Source organism: Nonomuraea sp. NPDC049695 (assembly GCF_040674955.1).
Lineage (GTDB): Bacteria > Actinomycetota > Actinomycetes > Streptosporangiales > Streptosporangiaceae > Nonomuraea > Nonomuraea helvata.
The window spans coordinates 25,094-50,592 of record NZ_JBFANV010000075.1 but is presented as its reverse complement, the minus strand read 5'-3'; the positions used below and the strand labels follow the sequence as shown (position 1 = coordinate 50,592).

The 25,499-nt window shown below is 71.3% G+C and carries 25 protein-coding genes and 1 pseudogene; 16 read left to right on the top strand and 10 right to left on the bottom strand.

Features of this window, described 5'->3' with window-relative positions; all coding sequences use genetic code 11:
* A pseudogene (locus tag AB0J64_RS42845) lies at positions 1 to 781 on the bottom strand (transposase); the annotation flags it as partial.
* A gap of 410 nt (positions 782 to 1,191) precedes the next feature.
* On the opposite strand from AB0J64_RS42845, the gene AB0J64_RS42840 reads away from it, so the two are divergent.
* The 5 genes from AB0J64_RS42840 (at position 1,192) to AB0J64_RS42820 (ending at position 4,650) form a co-directional block, all read left to right on the top strand.
* Positions 1,192 to 1,449: a hypothetical protein gene (locus AB0J64_RS42840; RefSeq protein WP_364041137.1), complete on the top strand. Its 258-nt coding sequence runs from the start codon at positions 1,192 to 1,194 to the stop codon at positions 1,447 to 1,449.
* A gap of 43 nt (positions 1,450 to 1,492) precedes the next feature.
* Positions 1,493 to 2,251, top strand: coding sequence for a hypothetical protein (locus AB0J64_RS42835; RefSeq protein WP_364041135.1), 759 nt, complete (start codon positions 1,493 to 1,495; stop codon positions 2,249 to 2,251).
* Between the two features lie 20 nt (positions 2,252 to 2,271).
* On the top strand, positions 2,272 to 3,153 hold the full coding sequence (locus AB0J64_RS42830) for a maleylpyruvate isomerase family mycothiol-dependent enzyme (RefSeq protein WP_364041133.1): 882 nt from the start codon (positions 2,272 to 2,274) through the stop codon (positions 3,151 to 3,153).
* Positions 3,153 to 3,416 (top strand): sigma factor, encoded by a 264-nt coding sequence (locus AB0J64_RS42825; RefSeq protein ID WP_364041131.1) that lies wholly within the window; start codon positions 3,153 to 3,155, stop codon positions 3,414 to 3,416. Before AB0J64_RS42830 ends, AB0J64_RS42825 begins: the two co-directional genes overlap by 1 nt.
* Before the next feature lie 94 nt (positions 3,417 to 3,510).
* Complete coding sequence (locus AB0J64_RS42820; RefSeq protein ID WP_364041129.1) at positions 3,511 to 4,650, top strand: NAD(P)/FAD-dependent oxidoreductase; 1,140 nt, start codon at positions 3,511 to 3,513, stop codon at positions 4,648 to 4,650.
* 71 nt (positions 4,651 to 4,721) lie between these two features.
* Here the strand turns inward: AB0J64_RS42820 and AB0J64_RS42815 are convergent, their stop codons facing one another.
* The 3 genes from AB0J64_RS42815 to AB0J64_RS42805 form a co-directional block, all read right to left on the bottom strand.
* A complete protein-coding gene (locus AB0J64_RS42815) occupies positions 4,722 to 5,780 on the bottom strand; it encodes a hypothetical protein (protein WP_364041127.1) in 1,059 nt (352 codons plus the stop codon).
* Between the two features lie 102 nt (positions 5,781 to 5,882).
* Complete coding sequence (locus AB0J64_RS42810) at positions 5,883 to 6,575, bottom strand: alpha/beta hydrolase (protein WP_364041125.1); 693 nt, start codon at positions 6,573 to 6,575, stop codon at positions 5,883 to 5,885.
* A 61-nt stretch (positions 6,576 to 6,636) separates the two neighbouring features.
* Entirely contained in the window at positions 6,637 to 7,548 is a 912-nt protein-coding gene (locus AB0J64_RS42805; RefSeq protein WP_364041123.1) for an SDR family NAD(P)-dependent oxidoreductase, read from the bottom strand.
* A gap of 60 nt (positions 7,549 to 7,608) precedes the next feature.
* On the opposite strand from AB0J64_RS42805, the gene AB0J64_RS42800 reads away from it, so the two are divergent.
* A complete protein-coding gene (locus tag AB0J64_RS42800) occupies positions 7,609 to 8,577 on the top strand; it encodes an AraC family transcriptional regulator (protein WP_364041121.1) in 969 nt (322 codons plus the stop codon).
* An 85-nt stretch (positions 8,578 to 8,662) separates the two neighbouring features.
* On the opposite strand, the gene AB0J64_RS42795 is transcribed toward AB0J64_RS42800, so the two are convergent.
* The 3 genes from AB0J64_RS42795 to AB0J64_RS42785 all read right to left on the bottom strand — a co-directional run bounded on the left by AB0J64_RS42795 (position 8,663) and on the right by AB0J64_RS42785 (position 11,106).
* Positions 8,663 to 9,247, bottom strand: a complete 585-nt coding sequence (locus AB0J64_RS42795; protein WP_364041119.1) for a histidine phosphatase family protein — start codon at positions 9,245 to 9,247, stop codon at positions 8,663 to 8,665.
* A gap of 72 nt (positions 9,248 to 9,319) precedes the next feature.
* The gene (locus AB0J64_RS42790) at positions 9,320 to 10,228 is read right to left on the bottom strand and encodes a TIGR03621 family F420-dependent LLM class oxidoreductase (RefSeq protein ID WP_364041117.1); all 909 of its coding nucleotides are present in this window, start codon (positions 10,226 to 10,228) and stop codon (positions 9,320 to 9,322) included.
* Between the two features lie 233 nt (positions 10,229 to 10,461).
* Positions 10,462 to 11,106, bottom strand: a complete 645-nt coding sequence (locus tag AB0J64_RS42785) for a hypothetical protein (RefSeq protein WP_364041115.1) — start codon at positions 11,104 to 11,106, stop codon at positions 10,462 to 10,464.
* A 98-nt stretch (positions 11,107 to 11,204) separates the two neighbouring features.
* Here AB0J64_RS42785 and AB0J64_RS42780 point away from each other — a divergent pair, with 98 nt between their 5' ends.
* Genes AB0J64_RS42780 through AB0J64_RS42765 form a run of 4 tightly spaced genes read left to right on the top strand, consistent with a single transcriptional unit; the run spans position 11,205 to position 14,975 of the window.
* Positions 11,205 to 11,972, top strand: a complete 768-nt coding sequence (locus tag AB0J64_RS42780) for a phytanoyl-CoA dioxygenase family protein (RefSeq protein WP_364041113.1) — start codon at positions 11,205 to 11,207, stop codon at positions 11,970 to 11,972.
* A complete protein-coding gene (locus AB0J64_RS42775) occupies positions 11,957 to 12,913 on the top strand; it encodes a phosphotriesterase-related protein (RefSeq protein WP_364041111.1) in 957 nt (318 codons plus the stop codon). Before AB0J64_RS42780 ends, AB0J64_RS42775 begins: the two co-directional genes overlap by 16 nt.
* Complete coding sequence (locus AB0J64_RS42770) at positions 12,910 to 14,163, top strand: cytochrome P450 (protein ID WP_364041109.1); 1,254 nt, start codon at positions 12,910 to 12,912, stop codon at positions 14,161 to 14,163. Before AB0J64_RS42775 ends, AB0J64_RS42770 begins: the two co-directional genes overlap by 4 nt.
* The gene (locus tag AB0J64_RS42765) at positions 14,160 to 14,975 is read left to right on the top strand and encodes an SDR family oxidoreductase (RefSeq protein ID WP_364041107.1); all 816 of its coding nucleotides are present in this window, start codon (positions 14,160 to 14,162) and stop codon (positions 14,973 to 14,975) included. The genes AB0J64_RS42770 and AB0J64_RS42765 overlap by 4 nt, the downstream gene beginning before the upstream one ends.
* 60 nt (positions 14,976 to 15,035) lie before the next feature.
* On the opposite strand, the gene AB0J64_RS42760 is transcribed toward AB0J64_RS42765, so the two are convergent.
* Entirely contained in the window at positions 15,036 to 16,556 is a 1,521-nt protein-coding gene (locus tag AB0J64_RS42760; protein ID WP_364041105.1) for an alpha/beta fold hydrolase, read from the bottom strand.
* Between the two features lie 124 nt (positions 16,557 to 16,680).
* On the opposite strand from AB0J64_RS42760, the gene AB0J64_RS42755 reads away from it, so the two are divergent.
* The 6 genes from AB0J64_RS42755 to AB0J64_RS42730 all read left to right on the top strand — a co-directional run bounded on the left by AB0J64_RS42755 (position 16,681) and on the right by AB0J64_RS42730 (position 21,797).
* Entirely contained in the window at positions 16,681 to 17,538 is an 858-nt protein-coding gene (locus AB0J64_RS42755; RefSeq protein ID WP_364041103.1) for a Gfo/Idh/MocA family oxidoreductase, read from the top strand.
* Between the two features lie 200 nt (positions 17,539 to 17,738).
* Positions 17,739 to 18,695 carry an ABC transporter substrate-binding protein gene (locus AB0J64_RS42750; RefSeq protein ID WP_364041101.1) on the top strand — a complete coding sequence of 319 codons (957 nt, stop codon included), beginning with the start codon at positions 17,739 to 17,741 and terminating at the stop codon, positions 18,693 to 18,695.
* Positions 18,696 to 18,697: 2 nt separating this feature from the next.
* Entirely contained in the window at positions 18,698 to 19,732 is a 1,035-nt protein-coding gene (locus AB0J64_RS42745) for an iron ABC transporter permease (RefSeq protein WP_364041099.1), read from the top strand.
* Positions 19,729 to 20,502, top strand: a complete 774-nt coding sequence (locus tag AB0J64_RS42740; RefSeq protein ID WP_364041097.1) for an ABC transporter ATP-binding protein — start codon at positions 19,729 to 19,731, stop codon at positions 20,500 to 20,502. Before AB0J64_RS42745 ends, AB0J64_RS42740 begins: the two co-directional genes overlap by 4 nt.
* Positions 20,499 to 21,140 (top strand): adenosylcobinamide amidohydrolase, encoded by a 642-nt coding sequence (locus AB0J64_RS42735; protein ID WP_364041095.1) that lies wholly within the window; start codon positions 20,499 to 20,501, stop codon positions 21,138 to 21,140. Before AB0J64_RS42740 ends, AB0J64_RS42735 begins: the two co-directional genes overlap by 4 nt.
* A gap of 63 nt (positions 21,141 to 21,203) precedes the next feature.
* The gene (locus AB0J64_RS42730; RefSeq protein WP_364041093.1) at positions 21,204 to 21,797 is read left to right on the top strand and encodes a Uma2 family endonuclease; all 594 of its coding nucleotides are present in this window, start codon (positions 21,204 to 21,206) and stop codon (positions 21,795 to 21,797) included.
* Here AB0J64_RS42730 and AB0J64_RS42725 read toward each other — a convergent pair.
* A complete protein-coding gene (locus AB0J64_RS42725) occupies positions 21,740 to 23,440 on the bottom strand; it encodes a hydantoinase B/oxoprolinase family protein (RefSeq protein ID WP_364041091.1) in 1,701 nt (566 codons plus the stop codon). The two genes, AB0J64_RS42730 and AB0J64_RS42725, sit on opposite strands and share 58 nt — an antisense overlap.
* A complete protein-coding gene (locus AB0J64_RS42720) occupies positions 23,425 to 25,446 on the bottom strand; it encodes a hydantoinase/oxoprolinase family protein (protein WP_364041089.1) in 2,022 nt (673 codons plus the stop codon). The genes AB0J64_RS42725 and AB0J64_RS42720 overlap by 16 nt, the downstream gene beginning before the upstream one ends.
* Between the last annotated feature and the right edge of the window lie 53 nt (positions 25,447 to 25,499).

Below are 25,499 nucleotides of genomic sequence, written 5' to 3'. Positions count from 1 at the left end.
GACGCGCACCCGGCCGTGTTTCACCCGCAGGGTGGGGGGTGCACAGCGTCGCCTGCGCGGGGACGGTCGGCGGCAGGGTGATCGGCAGCACGTGCCAGGCCCAGTCCCGGCGCGAGGCGGGAACGTCGGTGAGCGGAAGCCGCACCCGCAGGCGGGCACTGTGGGGACCGGTGCGCTCCAGGGTGGCCAGCTGCCGATCGGCCGCGGCCAGCACGATCTGCGCCGCAACGTTCGGCGGCTCCTCCAGGTCGGTCAGATCAGCCGGAGACCCATCATGCTCGTCCCGCCAGGCGCGGATCTGCCGGGTCCGGTTACGGATCTCCGCCGCGCCCACGCCATCCGGCAACAGCGCGCGCAGCGCCTGCCACTCGGCATTCGTCCGCGCCCGCAGGTCGGCCGGCCAGGTCGCCACGATCGCCGCCGCCAGTTTGCGGCGGTGCAGCGCCAGCCGCAACGTGCGGGCTGCCTGCTCTTGCGCGCATCGCAGCACCCGATCACATACATACACCCCCGGTTCCGGGCCCATGCCCCAGCCCAGCCGGCGCACGGCCATCCAGCCCTTCGTCGGTAACGCCCGCCCATCCAGCCCCACCCCGCAGGCCAGCGCGTCCAGATCAGCCGCAGTCCACCGGGCCGCTACCAGGCGGGCGGTCAGATCCCGCGCCAGACCGGTCAACCAGCCGACCCGCCGCGCCAGCAACTCCTGGGGGACGATCTCACCAGTCTTTTCCACCATCGCGCCATGGGCGGTGCAGGGAGCGGTCGCGGTGAGTGTGCTCATGCACCGCTGCCTGCCCGGAGGCGGCCTGGATGCGTGGGCCGCACGTGCTGCACTCCACCCACCCCGTCTCCTGTACGATGTGTGACCGCTATGCTACCAACAGTTTGCACCGTGGCATAGAACGTTTGAGCGATAAGACTCCGCCGGACGCCGGTCGCTCACCTCAGTTCACTGCGGGCGAATGCCCGTACCCGCGCTCAGCCACATGACAAGGATCGCTCCTGGGCCGCGCGATCGCCCTCCGGCTACCGCCAACCTCGGCAGACCTGGCAAGGATCATGTCAGAACCCGAGGTTTTCATAGCGAACACGAGGTGCGGTTCATACGCTTGTAACCTCCGGCGCGCCCGCTTAACGGAGGCGCGCCGGAGGCGTAACCGCCCGGCCTCGTCTCGTCGGCAGAATCGGGTCATGCTCGACCAGATGACCCTGTATCCGATCGCCGACGACGTGCTGTTCGCGCCGGGCGGCAAGGTCGTGATCCGCACCTACGGCGTTGCGCCCGCCACCGCGGGAGGCTCCGTCTCCTATCGCACCTGGGTGACCGGTATGCGGGACCAGCCGCGCTACTGGCACTGGGGCCACTTCGAGGACGCCGCCTCGGGGCACCGCAAGGTCCTGGAGTGGCTCACGGGGCGGGGTCCGCAACCTTCCCAAGCGGTGGCCTGATCGATATCCTCATGCCAAGCAACCGCTTGGTAGAGGAGGCGTGGTGCGGCGCGCGATCCACCTGCTCGAAGAGGTCGACTTCCGGCCGATGAACTCCAGGCGGCCGCTGGAGTACCTCACCTGGCTGACCCGCTACAAGCGCGAGGACGAGAGCCGCACCGCGCCCTCGCTCACCTCCGGCATGTCGATCAGGTCCCGCGAGATCGACCTCGTGGGCGCCTTCTACGCGGTCGGCATCACCGGCCACCCCCAGTTCAAGGCCGTCACGCTGTGGGACTGCCACGGCGGGTGGGACGGCGGCTGGCGCCAGATGATGGAGATCTATCAGGGCGTCGACGAGCGCCTGTTCCTGTCCGACATCGACGACCTGCGCTTCTCCGCGTTCTCCCGGCCGCTCGGGGCCGCGCCCGGCTGCCCGCCGCTCTCCGAGGCGCCCGCCGCCGAGCTCTATCTCTTCGAGAGCGCCCGCGTACGCCCGGGAGCCGCGCTCGACTACCTCCACGCGTCGCGCACCGAGCGCGCGCCGCTGCTCGCGGAGCACGGCCACACCCTGGTCGGCCTGTACGAGGTGCTGTTCTGCGACACCGAGGCGGTCACCGTATGGGCCGTCTCGCTCGACGATCACCTGGCCACGCAGCGCGCCCGCGACGCCGCACTGGGCCTCGACGACGAGGTGGAGCCCGATCCCCGGCTGCTGGACTGGGGCAAGCGGGCTCGCGACTACCTGGAAGGCCCCTGGCGTGAGACGCTGCTGGCACCGTTCCCCGGTTGCCGCCTGGCGCCGGAGGGCCTGCCGGGTTAGCGTCGGCTGCGGAGGTGGCCATGGCGGACTCGTACCTCTACAACGGGCGGAGCCCCGACGACCACGTCGCCTCATGTCCTGACTGCTCGGCGGCCATCGCGCTGCTCGACGAGCCCGGCGCCGCCGTCGAGCCGCCGCCCACGCTGCGCGAGGCGGTGCTGTCCATGGCGCGCCGCCGCCGCAGCCCGGCCGTCATGGGGATGGCGTCCGTCACGGTCCCGTACGCCGAGCAGGTGGCGCTCATGGAGGACCTGCTCGCGGAGCTGAGCGCGCCGCAGTGGGAGGCTCCGATCGCCGGGCACGGCACCGTGCGGGCACTGGTGGAGCACCTGGCCGCCAACGACGCCACCGTGGCGAGCTTCATGGGCGTGCCGGGCAGGAGCGGGATGCCGGCGCACCGGCGCTGGCGCGAACAGGCCGGGTCCCTGCTCGAGCGACTCTCCGCCGGCAGCGAGGTGCTGCTGGGCGTGGAGGTGGCGCTGGCGGGGACGCGCCCGGCCCGCGCGCCGCTGCGCCAGGCGCTGATCCAGCGGACGTTCGAGACGTGGACGCACGCCGACGACATCAGGGCCGCCACCGAGCGCTCCCAGGCGCCGCCGCGCCCGGAGCACGTGCACATGATCGCCGAGTTCGGCCTTGCGCTGCTGCCGCGGGCCATGAAGGAGCCGCGCCGCGGCGTCTCGGCCACCGTCATGCTGACCGGTCCTGGCGGCGGCACCTGGACGGTCCCGCTGTCGCGCTCCTCCGGCCACGTCGCCGTGCTGCTCTCGGCCGACGCTGTGGGCTTCTGCCGGCTGCTGGCCAACCGCCGGCCTCCCGACTCCTTCCCGTACGCCGCCGAGGGTGACGCCGCCCTCGCCCGCGACCTGATCAGCGCCGCCGCCACTCTGGGGTGTGACTGATGAGCGATGCGGAGCTGCGCTCGCGACTGATGGCCGGTGATCTCGACGCGCTGGCCCACGCCTACGACCAGCACGGCCCGTACGTGTACGGGGTCGCGGTCAAGGTCACCGGCAGCCGGGCGCACGCCGAGGAGATCACCCAGAACGTCTTCGTCGCCCTGTGGCAGGAGCCGCGCTCCTACGATCCGGCACTCGGGTCGTTACGCGGCTGGCTGGTCGGCAGGGCACTGCACGAGTCGGCCCTGCGCTCGAAGGTCGGCTGACAGCGGTCGCGAGTGTGGTGACGGTGTAGAGGTAGTGGGCGGGTCGCGTGCAGATGGTCCCGCGGGCAGGGCATTGCTCCTAGCGTCGCCAGGTATGCGGACAGTGGAGGTACTGGTCGTGGGCGCGGGGCTGGCCGGCCTGCGTACGGCTCGCCTGCTCGCCTTGCGAGGCCTGGATGTGCTGGTGGTCGACCGCCGCAGGTCGCTGTCGACGGGCATCCGTACGACCGGGATCTTCGTGCGGCGCACCCTTGACGACTTCGACCTGCCGGGCCATCTGCTCGGGCCTGGTGTACGGGACGTACTGCTGTATCCGCCGTCGCGGCGGGCGCCGATCCGGCTGACCAGTGAGCGGGACGAGTATCGCGTGGCGGACATGGCGGCCGTCTACGAGCATGCGCGGCGGGCGGCGGAGTCGGCTGGGGCGCGGGTTCTCCTCGGCGTACGGTATGTCGGCGCGTCGATGGGTTGTGTGCAGTTCGCGGGGGCGGAGCCGGTGGCGGCGCGGTTCCTTGTGGGCGCGGATGGCGCTCGCTCCCGGGTGGCGCGTGATCTCGGCCTTGATGCGAACCGGCGCTTTCTCGTCGGTGCCGAGATCGTCCATCCGGTCGCGTCGGGTACGACCAACCCGGCGTTCCACTGTGTGCTGGACCCTCGGGTCGCTCCGGGGTACCTGGGGTGGGTCATCGACGATGGCAGTCACGCGCACATAGGCGTCGCGGGGTATCCGGGCGCGATGCGCGCCGGCGTCCGCCACCTGCTGGACGCTTTTGCCGCGGACGCGCCCGGCCGGGCGGCGCCGGCCGGTCCGGTCGAGCGCCGAGGTGGTCCGATCCCGGTCGGCGGTGTGCTGCGACGGCTGGCGTGCCCCGCCGGCCTGCTCGTCGGCGACGCGGCGGGCGCGGTGTCGCCCTTGACGGCGGGCGGGCTGGACCCGTGCTTACGCATGTCCGAACTGGCCGCGGCGGTCGTCGCCGGGTATCTGCGTACTGGCGACCGGCGCATGTTGAGTCTGTACGACGGGGGCGCGTTGCGGACCCGGTTCCGAGGCCGGCTGCTGTTGCGCCGGGTGTTCGCCGGCATCCGGTCCCCCGCCGCGGCAGAGGCGGCGGTGGCCCTGCTGCGCAGTCGTGCCGGTCGTGCCTTGGCGGCGCGGATCCTGTTCGGTGACGGTTCGTTCCCGGCTGTCAACGCCCAGCTTGTGGACGCTGCGATCGATCATCTCCGCGGGTGACTTCCACACGAAGCCGCTGCTCGGGGCAGTAGAGGCGGGCCCGCGCCGATGACGGCATGCGGGCCACATGGTCATTTCAGCGCGCCGAAGTGCGGGTAGATCTCGGAGTTCTTGCCGAGCTTGAGCAGCGTCTCGGTCACGCGGCCCTTCAGGTCGATGATCCCGATGCCGGCTGCAGTGGAGATGAGCAGGTGCTTCTCGTCGTACCAGCCGAGGGTCGTGGGACGCGCGCCCGCGACGACGGGAAGTCTCGTGACGGCCTTGCCGGTCGCCGCGTCCCACACGCAGGCGGCCTTCTCCAGCGGCAGGCAGGCGGTGACGAACCGCTTGCCGGAGGGCGAGAAGACGCCGCGCCCGTCACCGCCCGGCCTTCCTCGCACCTGGTATTCCTTGACGGCCTTGCCCTGGAGGTCGTAGAGGCGGACGGTCGTGCTGCCGAGCCTGCCGTGCCTGACCAGGAAACGGGTGCCGTCCTGGTTCCACTCGAAACCGCCGACGGTGACCAGCGCCTTGTGGATCTTGATGAAGCGGGGCGTGAAGTCGGGCAGATCGAGGATCAGGACTCCTGCCGAGCGGTCGTCCTGGCGGGCCAGGCCGACGGTGAACAGCAGCTTCTTGCCGTCCGGCGACCACCGGGGCCAGCGCATCTGGGGATACTGGGTGCCGCCGTTCTCGGTGCTGGCGGGAGTGTGCTCGGTGAGCTCGATCTCGATGTCCCGGCTCTTGCCGGTCTTCCGGTCGATGATCCGCAGGCGATCCTTGCCCGGCTCTGTGGACGTCAGGTGCGCGACCGTCCAGCGTCCGTCGGGGGAGACCGCCGTCTCCCGGTAGTCGGTCTTCACGAACCGCCGCCGGTCCGGCTGCCATGCCCACAGCGTGAACGGGTTCCGCTGGGCCTGGAAGTCGGTGGTGGTATAGGACGTGAACTGGACGGGGCGGCCGTTAAGGTCGGTGGCGACCGCGGCCTGGCCCTTTCCGATCTTGCCGTCTCCCGTCCGTACCGTTACACCGGGTAACGTGCCTTTCGTCGGCTGGGGTGGGGACACGGCAGCCGAGGCTGTGGCTGTGGGGAGGGCGGTACTGGCGAGCACGAGCGCGCTCACCAGGCTGGACATGAAACGGCCGAGCATATGATCTCTCCTGGCTGTCGGAAAGAGGGGGCTTACCGCTGATCATGGTAGGCCCGCCCCGGCGCCCGCAGCGGCGGCTTGCGGAGAATCGCTGGGTGGGCGTCAGACTCCCCGCTGAGCGACAGGTGATGTCGACCGTACGATCTCGTCGATGAGGGCGGCCAGTCGGCGTGGCTGCGACAGGAACGGAGAATGACCGCCGGTAATCCGGCGGATCTCGGCAGCTTGTGCCGCCATCTGCTCCTGCAGTGCGGGAGGGATGGCCTTGTCCTGCTCTGTGATGATGTAGGTGGACGGGATGTTCCGCCAGGCGGCTGCCTCGACCTTCTCCGCGAACGATCGGACGGTCTGGTTGACCAACGTGCTCACCGCCTGCTCGGCCTCCGCATCGGGCAGGTCGGCGTAGAGCGAGGTGCGCGGTTCGTCGATGAGCGGGAACAGGCCGTCCGTGTCTTCGGGATCGGGGATGCCGTGGATGGTGTACATCGACTGTCCCTTGTCCGGCAGGTAGGCGGCGAGGTAGATCAGCCGACCGACATTGCCCGCTCCGGCGGCGGCCTCGGTGATCGGGATGCCACCGTAGGAGTGGCCGAGCAGCACGACCGGTCCTGCGATCAAGGCCAGTTCCGCAGCCAGCACGGCGGCATCGTCATGCATGCCCGCGGTGGGCTGGTTGCCGGCGCTCGGGAGCGCCGGGGCGTGCGTGGCATGGCCGAGCGCGTGCAACTCGGTCTCGAGCTTCGCCCAAGTGCTCGGCCGGTGCCAGGCGCCGTGGACAAGCATCACGGTGGTCATGAAGGGGATGCTCCAATATTTCATGCGATATGTCGGTCATTTCTTGATGTGAGCGCCTCGGTCAGCGGTCTGCTGTCGCCGTGAGCGCGTACCCCCAGAGACGGTCCGCGGCGGCCGGGTCCACTGACCAGGCTGCGACGCCCGCGGTAGCGCCCCGGCCGCCCGGCACCACCTCGGCCTCCTGGTTGTCCGAGGAGAAGAACCGGCCGGTGACACCGTGCAGCAGCGGTGACCCGGCGAGCAGGACCGACGTGGCGGCCCCCTGCTCCGGGGTCTTGTAGTAGTCCGGGGTCACCAGGTTTCCCTCGTCGTCCATCGCGCCCGCTGCCCGCATGGTGTCGTCGTCGAGGTGCCGCTGCAGGTTGGTGTGGATGTAGCCGGGTTCGAGCGCGTTCGCGGTGATTCCGTCGGCGGCCCAGCGCCGGGCGGCGCCGACCGCGAGCAGCACGTCGGCCGTCTTCGACTGCGCGTACGCGACCCACGGGTCGTACGGGCGGCGCTCGAAGTGCGGATCGTCGAAGTCGAACGGCGCCAACAGCTGAGCGCCCGAACTCACCATGACCACCCGCGCGTCGCCGGCCTGTCGCAGGTTCTCCCTCAGACCGGTGATCAGTGCGAAATGCCCGAGAAAGTTCGTCGCCAACTGCAGCTCCCAGCCGTTGGCGGCGACCTGGCGGGTGGGCAACGCCATGATCCCGGCGTTCGCCACGATCGCGTGCACCGGCCCGCTCCAGCCGGCCACGAAAGCGCGCACCGAGCCGAGATCGCTCAGGTCCAAGACCCGCCGGCCGCCCGCGGGGTTGCGGGTCGCGATCGTGACCTCGGCCCCCGCGCCCTGCAGCGCCCGTACGGTCTCCAAGCCGATCCCGGAGGCTCCGCCGGTGACGATGATCCGCCGCCCGGTGAGGTCGACGCCGGCGAGGATCTCGGCGGCGGTGGTCCTGGCGTTGAACGGGGTCCCCATGCGTGTCATGACCGCAACGGTAAGGGTCGGAATTTGGACTCAGAATGGTTCAGGATCCAACATAGTTGAGTGAGCGTCCAGCAAGCCGATCCCCTCGAAGACGTCCTCGCCCTCGTCGGCACGACCAGCCGGCTGTCCGTCAGGCTGGTGGCGGGCGGTGAGTGGGCGCTGTCGTACGGGCCGCCGCCGGCCGTCAAGTTCGTCGCGGTGCGCGGCGGCCACTGCCTGCTCACCGTCGACGGCGTACCGGAGCCGATCGAGCTGGTCGAGGGCGACTGCTTCCTGCTCACCCAGCCACGCGCCTTCACCATGGCCAGCGGTCCAGGGCTGCGGCCGGTCCCGGCCGGCCCGGTCTTCGCGGCGGCCACCGACGGCGTGGCCAGGGTGGGGACCGGTGAGGACGTGGTCTGCATCGGCGGCCGGTTCGACTTCGGCGAGCGGGCCCGCGAACTGCTGCTTGACGTGCTGCCGCCGGTGATCCACGTGCCCGGCCGCACCGCCGAGGCCGCGACCGTACGCTGGGCGCTCGAGCAGATCGACGCCGAGTTGCGCGACCGGTCGCTCGCCTCGACCCTGGTCACCGAGCATCTCGCCCTGGTCATGCTGATCCACCTGCTGCGCCTGCACCTGGCCGTCGCCGGGCAGGGCGCGGTGTCCGGCTGGATGGCCGGGCTCACCGATCCGATCGTGGCCCCCGCGCTGCGGGCCATGCACGCCCGGCCGGCCCACGCCTGGACGGTGGCCGAGCTGGCCGAGGCCGCGGCGGTGTCCCGGTCGACGCTCGCTGCCCGCTTCAAGCGAACCGTCGGGCAGAGCCCGCTGGACTACCTGACCGGCTGGCGGATCGAGCTGGCCACCGACCGCCTGCGCCGCGGCGACGACACAGTGGCGATGATCGCCCGTAGGGTCGGCTACGGCTCGGAGAGCGCGCTGAGCAACGCGTTCAAGCGGGTCACCGGCGCGTCGCCGCGTGAATACCGCCGCCGGATCAGCCCGGCGGGCAGCTTCCCGCCGGGGTCTGACCCATCGGCTGACTGACCTTGGGCCATCAACCGGATCTGTCGGCCCTGGCCGGGAGGCGGCCATGTGCACTTACCGGTGACTTCATAGGAGCAGCCGGGGCTCAGCCGATGGGGGCGTTCCAGGTCGTCAGGACCGGCTCCTCGTGCTCGAAACCGAGCCGCGAGTACGTGCCCGTGTCGAGCTTCAGCAGCCTGCCCTCCTCGGGGCCGAGGCCCAGCCAGCGGGCGGCCAGCACCCGCAGGAAGTGGCCGTGCGCCACCAGCGCCACCCGGCCCTCTACCGCTCTGGCCCGCGCGATCACCCGGTCGGCGCGGGCCGCCACCTGCTCGGCGCTCTCGCCGGGATGCTCGGCGTCGCCGGGGATCACGCCGTCGCGCCACAGGTACCAGCCGGGGTGGGTCCTGCGGATCTCGGGCGTGGTGATGCCCTCGTACCCGCCGTAGTCCCACTCCCACAGGTCGGGGTCCACCTCGTAGCCGTTCAGACCGGCCAGCTCCGCCGTACGCCGGGCGCGCTGCGCGGGGGAGACCAGCACCAGGTCGAACGCCTGCCCCTTCACCAGCGACGCCAGCGCCCTGGCCTGGTCCTCGCCGTGCTCCGTCAACGGCAGGTCGGTGCGGCCCGTGTGCCGGCCCGCCTTGCTCCACTCGGTCTCTCCATGCCGGAGCAGCAGCATCTCTTTCATGGGGTCCATCATCGGGTACGTCCGATTTCGGCCCGCACGAGGCCTCGCATCAGGCCTCGTGCGGGCCTCGCATCAGGTGGCGAGCTCCTCGACGACGGGGGCGAAGGTGTCCAGGTCGCGCTCGTGGTGCACCACGAAGTACGAAATATCGTGCTCGTCACGCCAATAGCGGAGCTTGTCGATGATGTCGGCGCGTGTCCCGAGCAGGACCTGGGGCGTCCCGACGAGCGACGAGCTGTCGGCGGCGCTCCACGCCTCCTCCGCCTTCCGCTCACCCACCTGCATGACGCTCGTCCCGAGCTCCAGCCCGGCGTACCGCTCGCCGGCGGCCTGCCGCACCACCTCGAGCTTGTCCAGGAACGCCGTCAGCCCGCCGTCCTTCTCGTCCGGACCGGTCCCGTCCGGCCGGACTCGCATCCCGATGTTCACGACATCCGCCTCTTCGGCCGCCAGCCGCAGCATCCGTGCCCCGCCGCCGCCGAGCACGATCGGCGGACGCGGCTTCCGTACGGGCTTGGGCCGCTGATCGAGCCCGTCGATGCGATAGTGCTTGCCCTGGTAGCTGAACGCCCCCTCGCCCCAGAGCCCTTTCAGCACGGCGACGGCCTCCCGCAGCCGCTCCACCCGCACCCCGGGCGGCTCCAGCACCAGCCCGGCGCCCTCGTAGTCGCCCGCGAGCCATCCGGTCCCGATCCCGACCTCCAGCCGCCCGCCGGACAGCAGGTCGAGCGTGGCCGCCTCCTTGGCCAGCACGGCCGGATGCCGGAAGTCGTTGGCGAACACCAGCGTGCCGACCTGCAGCCTGGTGGTGGCGCAGGCGGCCGCCGTCAGCGCGGCGATGGGGGCGAACCGGGGCCCGACGAGATGATCCGGCACGAGCAGCACGTCGTACCCCTGGCCCTCCAGCCGCCTCGCCTTCTCGGCCCACGCCTCGCCCGACTCGGCCTCCCGCACCACCGCCCCGAACCTGAACCGCCGCACGATGCCTCCCGCCGTCTTGAGCAAGCGCTTGTGCGACACTGTACGCGCGAACCGCCGAACCGCGCTCGGTGCGCGGTCGCTCCGACGCCGCGCACCCGCTCCGGGCGATCGAGGGCACGACCACCCGCGAACGGGCCGGGCGGGAAGCGGACGTGGGCCTGGGTCGGGCCATGCCCGGCCGGCGGCGCCATGGGGTCGGGTGGCGGGTTCTTCTGGGTGGGCGTGCTGGGCCGTCAGTGGCGGGGGAGGGCGAGGGCGATGCCGCCGGAGGCGGCGGTGAAGACGAGCCAGGCCGCGCCCGCCGCCGCGTCCGGCAGCTGGGCGAGCCAGGCGACCGGGATGAGGAACGGCGCCACGATCATGGCGATCGAGGCCCACGTCGGCGCGGCGCTGCGGAGGGCGGCGACCCCCAGCAGGACGAACCCGATCAGGCCCAGGAAGAAGCTGAACCCGAGCACCGCCGTCGGCACCCCGTCGCTCAGCTCGGTGACGAGCCGGTTCGTGGTGGGCACGTCGAGCCCCGCCTTGGCGGCCGCGTAGATGACGTCGTCGTTGTTCATGCCGAAGGGCAGGGCCAGGATGAACGCCAGGACCATGCCCACGAGCCCCAGCACGGGCCGTCCCGACCGGGCCACCTTGCTCACCGCGAAGACCGCGGGGATGAGGGTGGCGGTGCTGAGGGCGCCGACCCAGCTCCAGAGAGGGTACGAGCCGAGGTTGGCGACGAGGCTCCGGATGTACGGCTCGCCCTCCGCCGTGGCGTCGAACGGGGCGAACAGCAGTGCCGCGGCGACGGCGAGCGGCGAGACGATCGCGCAGGCGATCAACGCGTTCCGGGTGAAGCCGGTGGTGGCGGGGGTGGTCTCCACGGTGGTCATGCCCTGAGAGTGCGCTCGCGGGGCGCGGCGCGCATGAGTAGGGGGTACTCAACGCACGGGTCTTACCAAGCGCTTGCTTAGGTGCCAGACTGGGCCCCATGGAGATCCCCGTGCGCCAGGTGACGGACGACGAGGCGGCGTTCTTCGACGAACACGGCTGGGTACGGCTCGGGCGGCTGGTCGATCCGGACACCGTGGCGGCGCTGCGCGAGCGGGCCGAGGGATTCCTGCGCGCGCGTTCCAGGAGCCACGAGACGCTGGTCGACGAGGCGTTCGGGCAGTCGAGGGACATCGCGGCGAGCGACGGGATGTTCGGCGCGCTGGCCTTGAGCCCCGCGATGGGGCGCAACGTCGTACGGCTGCTGCGCGGCGTGCGGGCCGTGCGCGTGCAGGTCACCAACCTCCTGGTCAAGGAGGCGGGAGAGCACGGCGCGACCGAGTTCCACCAGGACTTCCCGTGGATGCCGATGGACCGCTCGGCCATGCTGACCGTGTGGCTGGCCCTCGCCGACGTGCCCGCCGACATGGGGTCGCTGCGCTTCTACGACGGCTCCCACCGGTACGGGCTGCTCGGGCGGAGCTTCACCCGGCCGGGGGACGACCAGCTCAGCCAGCACCCGTGGTTCAAGGACCTGGAGCTGTCGCCGCCGCTCGACCTGCGGGCGGGGGACGCGACCGTGCACCACGCCCTGACCGTGCACGGAGCGCCCGCCAACCGCCGCGACACCCCGCGCCTGTCGTTCACCGTCACGTACTTCGACGCCGACGCCCTCTACACCGGACTGCCGTACCGGCAGACCGACGGGCTCGGACTCGAGGTCAACCGGCCGTTCGAGCACGAGAGGTTCCCATGCCTGAGACCGTGAGGGGCCCGGTGGCGGATCTGGGGGCGACGCTCATGCACGAGCACGTCTTCGGGCTGAGCCCCGAGATCCTGTGGAACTGGCCGGACATCCCGGAGGCGTGGGACCTCGAGACGCGGGCGCGCGAGGCGGCCGGCAAGCTCGACGCGCTGAAGGCCGAGGGCATCGACACGATCGTGGACCTGACCGTGGTGGGGCTCGGCAGGTACGTCCCCGCGGTGCGGCGCGTGGCCGAGCTGACCAGCGTGAACATCGTGGTCGCCACAGGGCTCTACACCTACGACGCGCTGCCGCCGTACTTCGCGAACCGAGGGCCGGGATCGCTGTTCGGGGGGCCGGACCGGCTGCCGGAGTTCTTCGTACGGGACATCGTGGAGGGCATCGGCGGGACCGGCGTCAAGGCGGCCATGCTGAAGTGCGCCTCCGACCACCTGGGGATGACCAAGGGGTGCGAGCGGGTGTTCAGGGCGGTCGCGGAGGCGCACCTGGAGACCGGCGCGCCGATCACCACGCACTCCCACAGCGCCTCCAAAGGCGGCCTCGAGCAGCAGCGGCTGCTGGGCGAGCTGGGCGTGGACCTGGGCCGGGTGGTCATCGGGCACGCCGGGGACTCCACCGACGTGGCCTATCTGGAAGAGCTCATCGCGAACGGCTCCTACCTCGGCATGGACCGCTTCGGCATAGAGACGATCAGTCCTTTCGAGGACCGCGTGGAAATAGTGGCGAAAATGTGCGAGCGCGGACACGCCGACAAAATGGTGTTAAGTCATGACTCGTACTGTTTCAACGACCGCTTCGACGCCGACGTCGTACGGCAGCGCCACCCTCATTACCACCTCCTCCACATTTCCCGCGACGTCCTGCCCGAGCTCCGCAAAAGGGGCGTCACGGACGACCAGCTCCATCAGATGCTCGTCGACAACCCGCGGAGGATCTTCGCATGATCGAGGACTTCGACGTCGGCTCGGACTGGCACGTCGCCGCTCCGTACGACTTCCTGCGCAGGCTGCGCCAGGACCGGCCGGTGTTCCGGAGCGAGCACCTCGGCGCGTACGTGCTGACCCGTTACGCCGACGTACGGGCGGCCTACGGCGACCCGCGGCGCTTCTCCTCCAAGGGCTCGCTCACGATCTCCCGCAGTCTCACCCGCGAGACCAAGGAGAAGCTGGGCGAGCACGGCTCGTTCCTGTCCAGCTTCGTGGCGAACGTGGACCCGCCCGACCACACCCGCCTGCGCCGGTCGGTGTCGAGGGCGTTCACGCCCCGGGCGGTCGCGGCCATGGAGCAGGCGTTCCGGCGGCTCAACGAGGAGCTGCTGGACCGCCTGGAGGCACGCGGCGGCATCAACTCCGGGGCCGACTCCGGGGCCGACTCCGGAGCCCACTCCGGGGCCGACTTCAGGGCCGACTTCGTCTCCGAGATCGGCCATGAGCCGTCGGTCAAGCTGACGGCCCGCTTCATCGGCGTGCCGGAGGCCGACGAGGCGTTCGTCCAGGCGCACGTAAAGGACTGGTTCCAGCTCTTCCTGTCGCCGCAGCCCCCGGACCGCCAGCTCGAACTCGCCGACAGTTTCCTGACATATCTGGATTATGTGGATCGGCTGGTCGCCGCCAGGGCCAAGGACCCGCAGGACGATTTCACGTCCCTGATGACCTCCCTGATCGGCGCCGAGCTGACCCATCGCGAGGTCGTCGAGCTGATCTCCACCATCCTGCTCGGCGGCAACGACACCGTCCCGAACCAGCTCGGCAACGCCGTCCTGCGCCTGCTGCGGGAGGACGCCTGGCCGGTGCCACCCGAGCTGGTCCCGAACGCCGTCGAGGAGTGCATGCGCATCGACGGCGCCGCGCTCGGCTCGTTCCGCCATGCCGTGACCGACGTCTCCCTGCACGGCGTGACCATCCCGGCGGGATCCCTCGTCCTGCTCTCCACCGACTCCGCCGCACACGACGAGAGCGTCTTCCCCGATCCGGAGCGGTTCCTGATCGACCGGCCGAACGCCGCCGAGCACATGGTCTTCGGCTACGGCATCCATTTCTGCGTCGGCGCCGCGCTCGGCCGCCTGCAGCTGCGTACCGCCCTCGAGGTGCTCGGCCGCCGCCTGCCGCGCCTGAGGCTCGTCCCCGGCGAGCCGATCGCCTACCGCAGGTCGCTCGTCGGGCGCGGCCTGTCGGCCCTGGCGGTGGAGTGGTGAACGGGCGCCCTCCAGGCCGGTTCGACGGCCGCGTCGCGCTGGTGACGGGCGCGGGCTCGGGCATCGGAGCGGCCTGCGCGGAGCGCCTGGCCGCCGAGGGCGCCTGCGTCGGCGTGCTCGACCTGCGCGCGGCCAGGGCCCGGGCCACCGCCGCCGCCATCCGCGCGCACGGCGGCTCGGCCATGGCGCTGACCTGCGATGTCTCCGACGACAAGCAGGTGGAGGAGGCCGTCGCGGCCCTGGTCGCGTCGTTCGGCCGGGTGGACGTCGTGCACGCCAACGCCGCCGCGCTCGACGCCGACGTCTACGGCCGCGACCGTGACCTGGACTCGCTCGAGTCCGCGGTCTGGGACCGCACGATGGAGGTCAACCTGCGCGGCGCCATGCTCACGGTCAAGCACGCGGTGCCCGCGATGCCGGACGGCGGCGCCATCGTTCTCATGTCGTCGGTGTCCGCCCTGGTGGGGGACACCATCCACCCCGCGTACGGGGCCTCGAAGGCGGCCCTGATCGGCTTCACGCGTTACGTGGCGACGATGTACGGCCCCCGAGGCATCCGCTGCAACGCCGTCGCCCCCGCGCTCGTCCTCACCGAGACCGCCCAGCGGGTCATGACCCAGGACCAGCTCATCGACAAGGCCGCCGAGCGTCTCCTGCCCTGGGCCTGCACCCCCGACGACGTCGCGAACCTGGTGTGCTTCCTGGCCTCCGACGAGGCCCGCTGCGTCACGGGCCAGACCGTCGCCATCGACTCCGGCACGCTCGCCCACCGCCCGCAGCACGCCATCCACCAGTGGCGCGCCGCCCAGTGACGCCGATGGGCGGGCACCGCGCGGGGCGCCCGCCCATCGTGCCCATCTACCCGGGCAGGGTCAGTGCAGCGGTCGGCCGGTCACCGACACGGGACGGTCCTCGGCCGCCCGGACGGAGGCGGGCGGCTGCGTCGGGTACTCGGGAGCGCAGTGCGTGCCGCCCGGCGGCAGCTTCAGGCTCGTCAGGTACGTCTCGATGTGGTTGCGGGCGCAGGTGCTGTTGCGGTACTGGCCGTGGCCGACGCCGTCGTACTCCAGGACCCTGACCCTGGGGATCTGCGCGGCCGTGCCGTAGTTCCAGGCCGCCGGGGTGCCGACGTCGTAGCGGGCCTTGGGCAGCAGGACCGGCGGGGCGCCCGAGATGTCGAGCCGGTGCTGCGGGTTGCTGACCTTGCCCTGCCGGCCCAGGCAGAGCACGACGTCCGACCAGAACGGCGAGAGCTTGGTGTGCGGGTAGAGCGCCTCGAGCTGCCTGCGGTACTGGTCGAGCTGCTTGAAGCCGGTGACCTGCCACTTCCAGTCGGAGCACCAGATGGCCTGGTAGGCGTAGGAGGCGGTCTCCGCCTTCAGCTTGGCCACGGTGGGGAGCTTGGCGGCCTTGCCGGCCTGGAGGTCCTTCAGGGTCGTGGCCACGTCGAACCAGCTGCCCGCCGGGTCGTACATGCCGTCGAACAGGAAGGTGCGCAGCGTCTCGGCCGTGATCGGCTCGCCGGTGGCGGGATCCTTCAGCGTGCCTTCGGCCGCCTTGCGGTGCAGCCCGTCCCAGATCGCCGTGACGTTCTCGCCGTTGAGCGGACAGGCCTCGGTCTCACCGCACCACTTGACGAACGCCTTGAACGAGCCCTCGAAGTCCTCGGTGGTCGTCTGCAGGTAGCGGAAGGCGGAGGTGATGCTGTGGTCCATGTTCGAGTCGATCGCCATGGCCCGGATGTTCTGCGGGAACAGCTCGGCGTACTGCTGGCCGACCTGGGTGCCGTACGAGAGGGCGAAGAAGCTGATCTGCTTCTCGCCCAGCGCGGCGCGGATGGAGTCCACGTCACGGGCGGCGTTCGTGGTGTCCACGTGGTCGTAGAGCGGGCCGGTGCGCTCGCGGCAGTTCTGCGAGAGCTTGGCGTTGTACGCCAGCCACCCCTGGTACTCGCTCTCGCTGGCCGGATAGGTGCCCGGCATCTGATCCAGCAGATCCACGTCGCACTGCACCGGGTTGCTGCGGGCGACACCGCGCGGGTCCACGCTGACCAGGTCGAAGTACTGGCGCAGCGCGCTCTCGGCAGGGATGGCGTTGTGCAGGATGAACGGGTTGATCCCCGACGCGTCGGGCCCGCCCGGGTGCACGACCAGCACGCCGATGCGCTTGGCCGGATTGAGCGCCTTGAGCCGGCCGATCGCCAGGTCGAGGGTGGCGCCCGACGGGTTCGCGTAGTCGACCGGGACCTTGATCGTGGCGCATTCGCCGCCGTAGTCGCCGCACGCCGCCCAGCCGATGGGTGCGGGGGTGCTCGGCTCCGCCCAGGCGACTCCCCCGGTCGAGGCGGCCAGCACTAAGCCCGCCAGAAGCGTACTGATTATGCCTTTTCGCATTGAATCATTCCCCGTGGTCAAGCTCACTGTTGCCCTTTACTCCCGGTAAAGGGCCGGACAGCGGTACATGCTACAAAGATCGCCTTACGCAATGTGGGAAGATCCACCACAAAAGGGAGGTCTTATGGAGCCGGTGGCGGTGGGATTGGTCGGAGCGGGGCCGTGGGCCGAGCGGGCGCACGCGCCGATGCTGTCCAGAGGGCCGCACACGCGGCTGGCGGGGGTGTGGGCCCGCCGGCCCGAGGCCGCCGCCCGGCTCGGGGCACCGGTGTTCGAGCGGATCGAGGAGCTGTTCGACGCCTGCGAGGCCGTGGCGTTCTGCGTGCCGCCCGCCGTACAGGCCGAGCTCGGTGTCCGCGCCGCCCGCGCGGGCAAGGCGCTGCTGCTGGAGAAGCCGCTCGCGGACACGCTGGACGGCGCCCGGCGCCTCGCCGAGGCCGTCGCGGAGGCGGGCGTGGCCTCCCAGATGGTCCTCACCATGCGGTACGCCGCCCAGACCCGCGCGTTCCTGGCCCGGTGCCGCGAGATCCAGGCGTTCGGCGGCCACGCCGCGAACATCTCCGGCGTCCTTCTCGGCGACCACCCCTACGCCACCCCGTGGCGGCTCGACAAGGGCGCGCTGCTCGACGTCGGGCCGCACGTGATCGACCTGCTCGACGCCGCCCTGGGCCGGGTGACCGGGGTGCGCGCGCACGGCGACCCGCTCGGCTGGACCGGGCTGCTGCTCGAGCACGAGGGCGGCGCGGTCAGCGAGGCGTCGCTGTGCATGGCCGCCGCCGGGGACCCGCCGCCGTCCACGTTCGCCGTGTACGGCCGCGCCGGCAGCGCCGTGCTCCAGCCCTTCGACGACGACCCCATGGTCACCCTCGTGGCGGAGTTCGCCGCGACCGTGCGGAACGGCGCCGGCCACCCCCTCGACGCCGCCCACGGGCTGAGACTCCAGGCGATCATCACCGAGGCGGAGGCCCAACTCGCCCCTTGACGTCGCGCGCATCTGGAGCATTGATAGCGTTTGTCCGACGCGCAGTGCTGCAGCGAAGTCCGGTGCGAATCCGGCGCTGTCCCGCAACTGTCATAGCCAGGTCGCCTGCCTCTGCGCCGACGTCATCAACCCTCGTGGAAAAGGGTGATCCGTCGCTCAACGCGGGTCTCTCGGTTCCGAACAGTGTGAAAGGACTACTCGTGAGGCCCGTACGCACGGCCTTCGCGGGCGCGCTGCTGGGAACGCTGGTCCTGGCCGGATGCGGCCAGACCACCCCCACTCCCACAGCCGCCCCCACTGGCGCCCCCACCACCGCCGCTTCATCTGCTGCTGGATTCCCCGTCACGATCGAGGCGGGCAACGGCAAGGTCACCCTCGCCAAGAAGCCCGAACGGATCGTCTCCCTCTCGGCCACCCACACCGAGACGCTCTTCGCCATCGGCGCCGGCCCTCAGGTCGTCGCGGTCGACGACCAGTCGAACTACCCGGCGCAGGCCCCCAAGACCGACCTGTCCGGCTTCAAGCCGAACGTCGAGGCCATCGTCGCCAAGAAGCCCGACCTGGTCATCGTCTCCAACGACATCGACCACATCGTCGCCGAACTGGGCAAGCTGAACGTGCCCGTCCTGCTCGAGCCCGCCGCCGTCAAGCTGGACGAGGCGTACGAGGAGATCGCCGAGATCGGCGCGGCCAGCGGCAACAAGGCCAAGGCGGACGAGGTCGTCTCCGGCATGAAGACGGCCCTGGACAAGCTGGCCGCCGACGCGCCCAAGGACAAGAAGCTCACCTACTACCACGAGCTCGACCAGACGCCGTACGCGGCGACGTCCCAGACGTTCATCGGGCAGGTCTACGCCATGTTCGGCCTCACGAACATCGCCGACAAGGCCCCCGACCAGGCGGGCGGCTATCCCAAGCTGTCGGCCGAGTTCGTGGCCCAGGCCGACCCCGACCTGATCTTCCTGGGCGACGTCAAGTGCTGCGGGCAGAGCAAGGACACCCTGGCCAAGCGGCCCGGCTGGAAGGGGCTGTCCGCCATCAAGAACGACCAGGTCGTCCAGCTCGACGACGACCTCGCCTCCCGCTGGGGGCCGCGCGTCGTCCAGCTCGCCGAGTCCATCGGCGCCGCGGTGGCCAAGGCCGGGGCCAAGAGCTGACCATGACACGGCAGGCCGGCCCGTCCAGGGCCAGACCCCTCTGGGTGGCGGGCGCCCTGGGCGTGCTGGCCGTCTGCATGATCGCCGGGCTGATCGCCGGGGCCGCCGACATCTCGCCCTGGCAGGTGGTGCTCCAGGCCCTGGACTGGCTGCCGTTCGTACACGTGGACTCGGGGCTCGCGCCGGTCGAGCAGGGGCTGCTGTTCGAGCTGCGGCTGCCCCGGGTGCTCGTGGCCGCCGTGGTCGGGGGGCTGCTGGCCATGGCGGGAGCGGGGTATCAGGGCGTGTTCAGGAACCCGCTCGCCGACCCGTACCTGCTGGGCGCCGCGGCCGGGGCGGGACTGGCGGCGACCGCGGCGATCGTGCTGCTGCCGGGGTCGGCCGCGAGCATCCCCCTCGTGGCCTTCCTCGGGGCCGTGGGCGGCGTGTTCCTCGCGTACACGCTCGGCAACACCGCCGGGCGCGCGGGCGGCACCGCGACGCTGGTGCTGGCCGGGGTGGCGGTCACGTCGTTCCTGACCGCGATCCAGACGTTCATCCAGCAGTTCAAGGTCGAGGAGCTGCAGCGCATCTACTCCTGGATACTCGGCGACGTCGGCGGCGGGTGGGACCAGTTCTGGCTGGTCCTGCCGTACGCCGCCGTCTCGGCGGTGCTGCTCCTGCTGCACGGGCGGATGCTCGACGTGCTGTCCGTCGGCGACGAGGAGGCCACGAGCCTCGGCGTGCGGGCCGGCAGGGTGCGCTTCACCGTGCTGCTGGCCGCCTCCCTCGCCACCGCGGCGGCCGTGGCGGTGAGCGGGCTGATCGGGTTCGTGGGCATCGTCATCCCGCACATCGTGCGGCGGCTGGCGGGCGGGTCGTACCGGATCGTGCTGCCGCTCTCGCTGATCGGCGGCGGGGCGTTCCTGGTGCTGGCCGACCTCATCGCGCGCACCGTGATCGCGCCCGCCGAGCTGCCGATCGGGGTGGTGACCATGTTCGTGGGGGCGCCGTTCTTCGTCGGCGTCCTGCGCATGACCAGGCGGGCGGCCACGTGATCAGGACTCAGGGGCTGTCCGTACGGCTCGGCGACCGCGAGGTCGTGTCCGACGTCTCCCTGGAGGTGCGTGCCGGCGAGTGGCTGGCCGTCATCGGGCCCAACGGGGCGGGCAAGTCCACCCTGCTCAAGGCCGTCATGGGGCTGGTCGCGCACCGGGGCGAGGTCACGCTGGACTCCCGGCCGTCGGCCCGGCTCAAGCCCCGCGAACGGGCCCGCCTGCTCGCCTACGCCCCGCAGGCCCCCGCCCTGCCGCCCGACATGACGGTCTTCGACTACGCGCTGCTCGGGCGTACCCCGTACATCCCGTATCTGGGCCGGGAGAGCGCGCACGACCGGGAGGTCACCGCGTCGGTGCTCGACCGGCTCGACCTGGCCGCGCTCGCCATGCGCCGCGTCGGGGAGCTGTCCGGCGGCGAGCGCCAGCGCGTGGTGCTGGCCAGGGCGCTCGCCCAGCAGGCGCCCGTGCTGCTGCTCGACGAGCCCACGACGGCGCTGGACCTCGGTCACCAGCAGCAGGTGCTGGAGCTGGTGGACCGGCTGCGCCGGGCCGACGGCCTGACCGTCGTCACCACCCTGCACGACCTGACCGTCGCAGGACTCTACGCCGACGCCCTGCTCCTGCTGGCCGGCGGGCGCGCGGCCGCCTCCGGCAAGCCCGCCCAGGTGCTCACCGAGTCGTTGGTGGGACGGCACTTCGACGCCCATGTCAAGATCGAGCCAGGGCCGGACGGGCGACCTGTCGTGCACCTGGTCAGGGGAGGGCCGTGAAGCTCACGTATCGGGTGGAGGACGGGGCGCGGCTGGGGGCGCTGCTCTGGGAGTTCGGGCCGGGGTGGCGGATGATCTCCTCCGCCCTCCTCGGCGGCGGCATCGGGGTCCGTGAGTGGGTGCTGAACGCGCAGGTGGTGGCGGGCTATTCGCGGATGGACCCGGTGGATCACCTGGTGTCGTTAGGCCCCGGCGGTGGTGACGGGGTCGGCATGCTGACCGCCGCCTCCGTCGACCGCTACGTCCAGGCTTCCGACGGCGGCGTGGAGGCGTACGCGACCGTCGGCCTCCGCGTCCCCACCTGGGCCGCCGCCCCGGAAGGGGCCGCGGATCCGGAGCTGGCGCCCATCCGGGTGGGGACGATCAACATCGTGGCCGTGCTGCCGGTGGCCATGACGGACGCCGCCCTGGTCAACGCGGTGATGACGGTCACGGAGGCGAAGTCGCAGGCGCTGATCGAGGCGGGGTTCCCGTGCACGGGGACGGCGTCGGACGCGGTGTGCGTGGCGGTGCCGGTGGAGGGTCCCGCGGAGCTGTTCGGCGGGCCGCGCTCGGAGTGGGGGGCGCGGCTGGCCCGCGCCGCGCACACGGCCGTACGCAGGGGCGCCGAGGCGTGGCGACCCCGTGACTTTAAGTGATGGAATTTGGGCAAGTAGCATGTGGGCGAGGGCGAGACTCCCGATACTGAGTGGGTGACCGCAATGGCGACGATCGAACCGACCGCGAGGCGCAAGATTGTCCTTCCTGCGCCTCCCTACACAGTCGACGACCTGCTCAAGCTCCCGGACGACGGGAATCGTTACGAGCTCTTCAACGGGAGCCTAGTAGTGAGCCCTGCCCCCACACCCTTGCACCAGCGTGCCATCTACCGGCTAGCACATATCCTCACCAAAGCGGCGCCACCTGGGCTGGAGGCATTGCCAACCGTCAACGTCTGTCCGGGCGACAAGGATTTCTACATCCCCGACCTCGTCGTGGTGCCCGAGGCGGCGTCTGAGTCGGTAGGGCTCATGTTCGCGCCCAGCGATCTGCTTCTGGCTGTTGAGGTGGTCAGCCCGAGCACCAAGATGCATGACAGAGGCGCCAAAGCAGCGGCATACGCGGCAGCGGGCATTCCCCTCTACTGGCGCGTCGAACCCGAACCAGGGCCGGCACTCTACGTTCACGAACTCGAGGGTGACTCCTACCGGGACCCCAGCGTCTACAAGGCAGGGACCACGGTCACGCTGTCGACGCCTTACCGTGTCAGCTTCGATCCCGCAGAGTTGTTCGGCCGCCGGCTCTCGAATTCGTAATCCTCGACCGCTCCTCGAGGCGTGACGCGACCCGCCTCGAGGTCGGCCGCCACCGCCTCCCGTGACCGCTCACCCGGCGGGCCGAGCCCCCCGCCGCCCGTCGTCTCCACGATGAACGCCTCCCCGGCCGCGAACCGCACATTGTTCACCTTGGACGCCAGCCGCTCCACCGTCCCGTCCAGATGGCGCTTGAAGAACCCCCCGAGCCGCCCCGGCAACCCGCCGTCCCGGCCAGGGGGCGCGAGGCGGAGGCGGTCGCCGCGGGTCGTGACGTGGCAGTCGGCCAGGAAGCGGTAGACCGTGCGGGAGCCGAGGCCGCCGCGGAAGCGGCCGGGGCCGCCGGAGTCCGGGATGGTCTCGATGGACTCGACGATGAGCGGGCAGCGGCTCTCCACCGGCTCCGCCTGCGGCACCGAGTTGCGGCCGATGCCGAAGTGCACGCCCGTCGCGTCCGGGCCGTCCAGGCCGGGGCGGGCGCCGACGCCGCCGAAGTCGTACGAGAGGTGGATCCAGTACGGCGCACCCACCGCCGCGATCGAGAACGGCTGCAGGATGCCGCTGGCGGCGATGGCCCGGTCGGGGACGGCGTCGGACATGGCCTGGAAGACGGCCTCCATGGCGGCGTAGATCGGGACGTACCGGCCGCCGCACGGGCAGGGGGAGCGGGCGTTGAGCAGGGAGCCCTCGGGGAGGCGCACCTCGATGGCGCGCAGGCAGCCGTCGTTCATGGGGATGGTGGGGTCCAGGAAGCAGCGGACGGCGAAGACGGCGGCGGCGAGTGACTGCGAGGCCGAGGCGTTGATCGCCGCCGGGACCTGCGGGTCCGTGCCCGCGAAGTCCAGCACGGCCCGGTCGTCGCCGAGGGTGACAGCGACGCGGATGTAGTGGGATTTTTCTGGATTTATGCCGTCGTCGTCGATCGGGTACGCCGCCTCGAAGAGCCCCTCCGGCAGCTCGGCCAGCGCCGCCCGGGTCCTGGCCTCCGTGTAGTCCAGGTACTCGTCGACGCCCACGCTCAGGCCGTCCTCGCCGTACTCGACGAGCAGGCTCTCCAGGCGGGCGGCGGCCACCGCCGTCCCGGCCACCAGCGCCCGTACGTCGCCCATGACCTTGTCGGGGGTGCGGCTGTTGGCCCTGAGCACGGCCTCGACGGCCCGGTCGAGGCCCTCCCCGGTGGCCAGGCGCACCGGGGGCAGTTGGAGGCCCTCCAGGAAGATGTCCGTGGCCAGCGGGGCCATGCCGCCCGCCGAGAGCCCGCCGAGGTCGGAGACGTGGATCATGGTGGCGGTGAAGTACGCCGGAGTGTCATGGATGAAGACCGGGCGGTAGACGAGCAGGTCGTTGGTGTGCACGCCGCCGCGGTAGGCGTCGTTGAGCACGTACACGTCGCCGGGGCGCATCGTGTCCGGGGGGATGTCCTTGAGCAGCTCGGGGAGCGCCACCTTGAGCGCCATGCTGTTCATGAGCGTGGTGGCCATGGAGTGCGCGATCAGGCGGCCCCGGGCGTCGAGGACGGCGGCCGAGGCGTCGGAGCCCTCGACGATGAACGTCGAGTACGCCGAGCGGACCACCACGATGCTGGCCTCCTCGGCCGCCACGACCAGCGCGTTCCTGAGCACCTCGGCGGTCAGGGAGTCCGGCATGTCGTGCTCCTGGTGAGGTGTACGGCGCGGGTCCCGGCCAGGGCGGCGATCCAGCCGGGCGGGACGACGATCGTGGACTCGGTGTCCTCGATGATCGCGGGGCCGTGGAGTGGGCTGCCGTCGATGGTGTCCCTGGTGTGGACCGGGACCTCGGTGTAGCCGCCGCTCTCCGGGAAGTACGCCTGCCGGGTGCCGGGTGTCGTGCGCCCGATCGTCGCCGCAGCGGTGCCTGGGGGGTCTGCGGTGGCGGTGGTGGGGACGGTGACGCGGACGCGGTAGCTGACCAGCTCGATCTCGCCTCGTTGCGCGATGCCGTACACCTCCTCGTACCGCTCGAAGAAGCGGGACGCCAGCACCGGGCGCTCGGATGTCCACTCCACGGTCAGGTCGTGGGACTGGCCCGTGAAGCGCACGTCCACCGACCGCGACACCAGCACCCCGGGATCCGACGGCGAGACGCCGACGTCGGCGGCGGCCTCGTCGGCGAGGGAGGCGAAGACGGCAGCGGGGTCCTGGGCGTCCAGGCGGGACAGGACGCGGTCCGTGGACAGGGCGCCCGACAGGAGGCCCGCGGCCGAGGCCACGCCGCAGTACGGGGGCACCACCACCGTCCCGATCCCGAAGCGCTCGGCCACCCGGGCCGCGTGCATGGGCCCCGCGCCGCCGAAGGCCACCAGGGCGAAGCCGCGCGGGTCGATGCCGCGCTGCACCGTCACCACGTGCACCGCCGACGCCATCGAGGCGCTCACGATCTCGTGGACGGCGTACGCGGCCTCCTCCCGGGACACGCCCAGAGGCGACGCGAGCCGGTCGAGGGCTTTGCGGGCGAGGTCGGGGGAGAGGGGGAGTGAGGCCGAGGAGAGGTAGCCGAGGACCAGGTTCGCGTCCGTGACGGTCGGCTCCGAGCCGCCCAGGCCGTAGCAGGCGGGCCCGGGCGACGAGCCCGCGGAGTGCGGGCCCACGCGCAGCGCGCCCGCCGGGTCGAGCCAGGCCACGCTGCCCCCGCCTGCCCCCACCTCCGCCAGGTCGATGGCCGGGGTCTTGATCGGTACGCCGGTGCCCGCGCGCCGCCCCCCGAAGCTGCCCTTGCCGCCCACGTGGAACTCGTGCGTGATCTCCGGACGCCCGCCGCGCACCACGCAGGTCTTGGCGGTGGTGCCGCCCATGTCGAACGAGATCACGTTCGCGAACCCGGTGCCCGCCGCCGCCAGCACCCCCGCGGCCGGCCCCGACTCGATCGTGGCCACCGCCCGCCGGGCCGCGAGCTCGGCGGAGATCACGCCGCCGCTCGACTCCATGACGTGGACGGGCGCGCGGATCCCGATCGCGGCCAGCCGCTCCCGGAGCCGCGAAAGGTAAGAAGCCATCAATGGGCCTATATATGCGGACATGATGGTGGTGGTGGCGCGTTCGTACTCGCGGATCTCCGGCCAGATCTCCGATGACGTCACCACGTTCGGGAGCGATTCGCGGAGGATCGCGGCGACCTGCCGCTCATGGGATGGGTTGGCGTACGAGTGCAGCAGGCAGACCGCTGCCGACGTGATCCCGCGCTCGGCGATCTCGGCGGCGACGCGACGTACCGAGCCGGGATCCAGCGGCGTCAGGACGGCGCCGCGCGCCGAGACGCGCTCCACCACCTCGAAGCAGTCGCCCGCCGCCACCGGCGGAGGAGGGGGCGAGAAGCGCAGGTCGTAGCGGTCCTCCTCGACCCGGGCGTAGCGGCCGAGCGGGATGGCGGCACGAAAGCCCTGGGTCGTGACAAAGGCGACGCGGACCCCCTTGCGTTCGAGCACCGCGTTGGTGGCCAGCGTCGTGGCGTGCACCACGCGCGTGACCTGCGCGGGGTCGCGGTCGCCGAGCGCGCGCGTAACGCCGGTCACGATGCCCGCGATGGGGTCGTAGTGGGTGCTCAAACATTTGGCCACGGAAACCGCGCCGTACGTGTCACGGAGGACCACATCGGTGAAGGTGCCACCGACATCGACGCCGATCGTGTAGCCCATCCGGGTACGTTATGTCACCAAACAAGCGCTTGTCTATGTGCGGATCTATTGAC

Coding starts and splice junctions, on each gene's coding strand:
- AB0J64_RS42840 (WP_364041137.1), top strand. CDS start 1,192: ATGCTCGACCAGATGACCCTGTATCCGATCGCCGACGACGTGCTGTTC.
- AB0J64_RS42830 (WP_364041133.1), top strand. CDS start 2,272: ATGGCGGACTCGTACCTCTACAACGGGCGGAGCCCCGACGACCACGTC.
- AB0J64_RS42825 (WP_364041131.1), top strand. CDS start 3,153: ATGAGCGATGCGGAGCTGCGCTCGCGACTGATGGCCGGTGATCTCGAC.
- AB0J64_RS42820 (WP_364041129.1), top strand. CDS start 3,511: ATGCGGACAGTGGAGGTACTGGTCGTGGGCGCGGGGCTGGCCGGCCTG.
- AB0J64_RS42815 (WP_364041127.1), bottom strand. CDS start 5,780: ATGCTCGGCCGTTTCATGTCCAGCCTGGTGAGCGCGCTCGTGCTCGCC.
- AB0J64_RS42810 (WP_364041125.1), bottom strand. CDS start 6,575: ATGACCACCGTGATGCTTGTCCACGGCGCCTGGCACCGGCCGAGCACT.
- AB0J64_RS42805 (WP_364041123.1), bottom strand. CDS start 7,548: ATGACACGCATGGGGACCCCGTTCAACGCCAGGACCACCGCCGCCGAG.
- AB0J64_RS42795 (WP_364041119.1), bottom strand. CDS start 9,247: ATGAAAGAGATGCTGCTGCTCCGGCATGGAGAGACCGAGTGGAGCAAG.
- AB0J64_RS42785 (WP_364041115.1), bottom strand. CDS start 11,106: ATGACCACCGTGGAGACCACCCCCGCCACCACCGGCTTCACCCGGAAC.
- AB0J64_RS42780 (WP_364041113.1), top strand. CDS start 11,205: ATGGAGATCCCCGTGCGCCAGGTGACGGACGACGAGGCGGCGTTCTTC.
- AB0J64_RS42775 (WP_364041111.1), top strand. CDS start 11,957: ATGCCTGAGACCGTGAGGGGCCCGGTGGCGGATCTGGGGGCGACGCTC.
- AB0J64_RS42770 (WP_364041109.1), top strand. CDS start 12,910: ATGATCGAGGACTTCGACGTCGGCTCGGACTGGCACGTCGCCGCTCCG.
- AB0J64_RS42760 (WP_364041105.1), bottom strand. CDS start 16,556: ATGCGAAAAGGCATAATCAGTACGCTTCTGGCGGGCTTAGTGCTGGCC.
- AB0J64_RS42755 (WP_364041103.1), top strand. CDS start 16,681: ATGGAGCCGGTGGCGGTGGGATTGGTCGGAGCGGGGCCGTGGGCCGAG.
- AB0J64_RS42745 (WP_364041099.1), top strand. CDS start 18,698: ATGACACGGCAGGCCGGCCCGTCCAGGGCCAGACCCCTCTGGGTGGCG.
- AB0J64_RS42730 (WP_364041093.1), top strand. CDS start 21,204: ATGGCGACGATCGAACCGACCGCGAGGCGCAAGATTGTCCTTCCTGCG.
- AB0J64_RS42725 (WP_364041091.1), bottom strand. CDS start 23,440: ATGCCGGACTCCCTGACCGCCGAGGTGCTCAGGAACGCGCTGGTCGTG.
- AB0J64_RS42720 (WP_364041089.1), bottom strand. CDS start 25,446: ATGGGCTACACGATCGGCGTCGATGTCGGTGGCACCTTCACCGATGTG.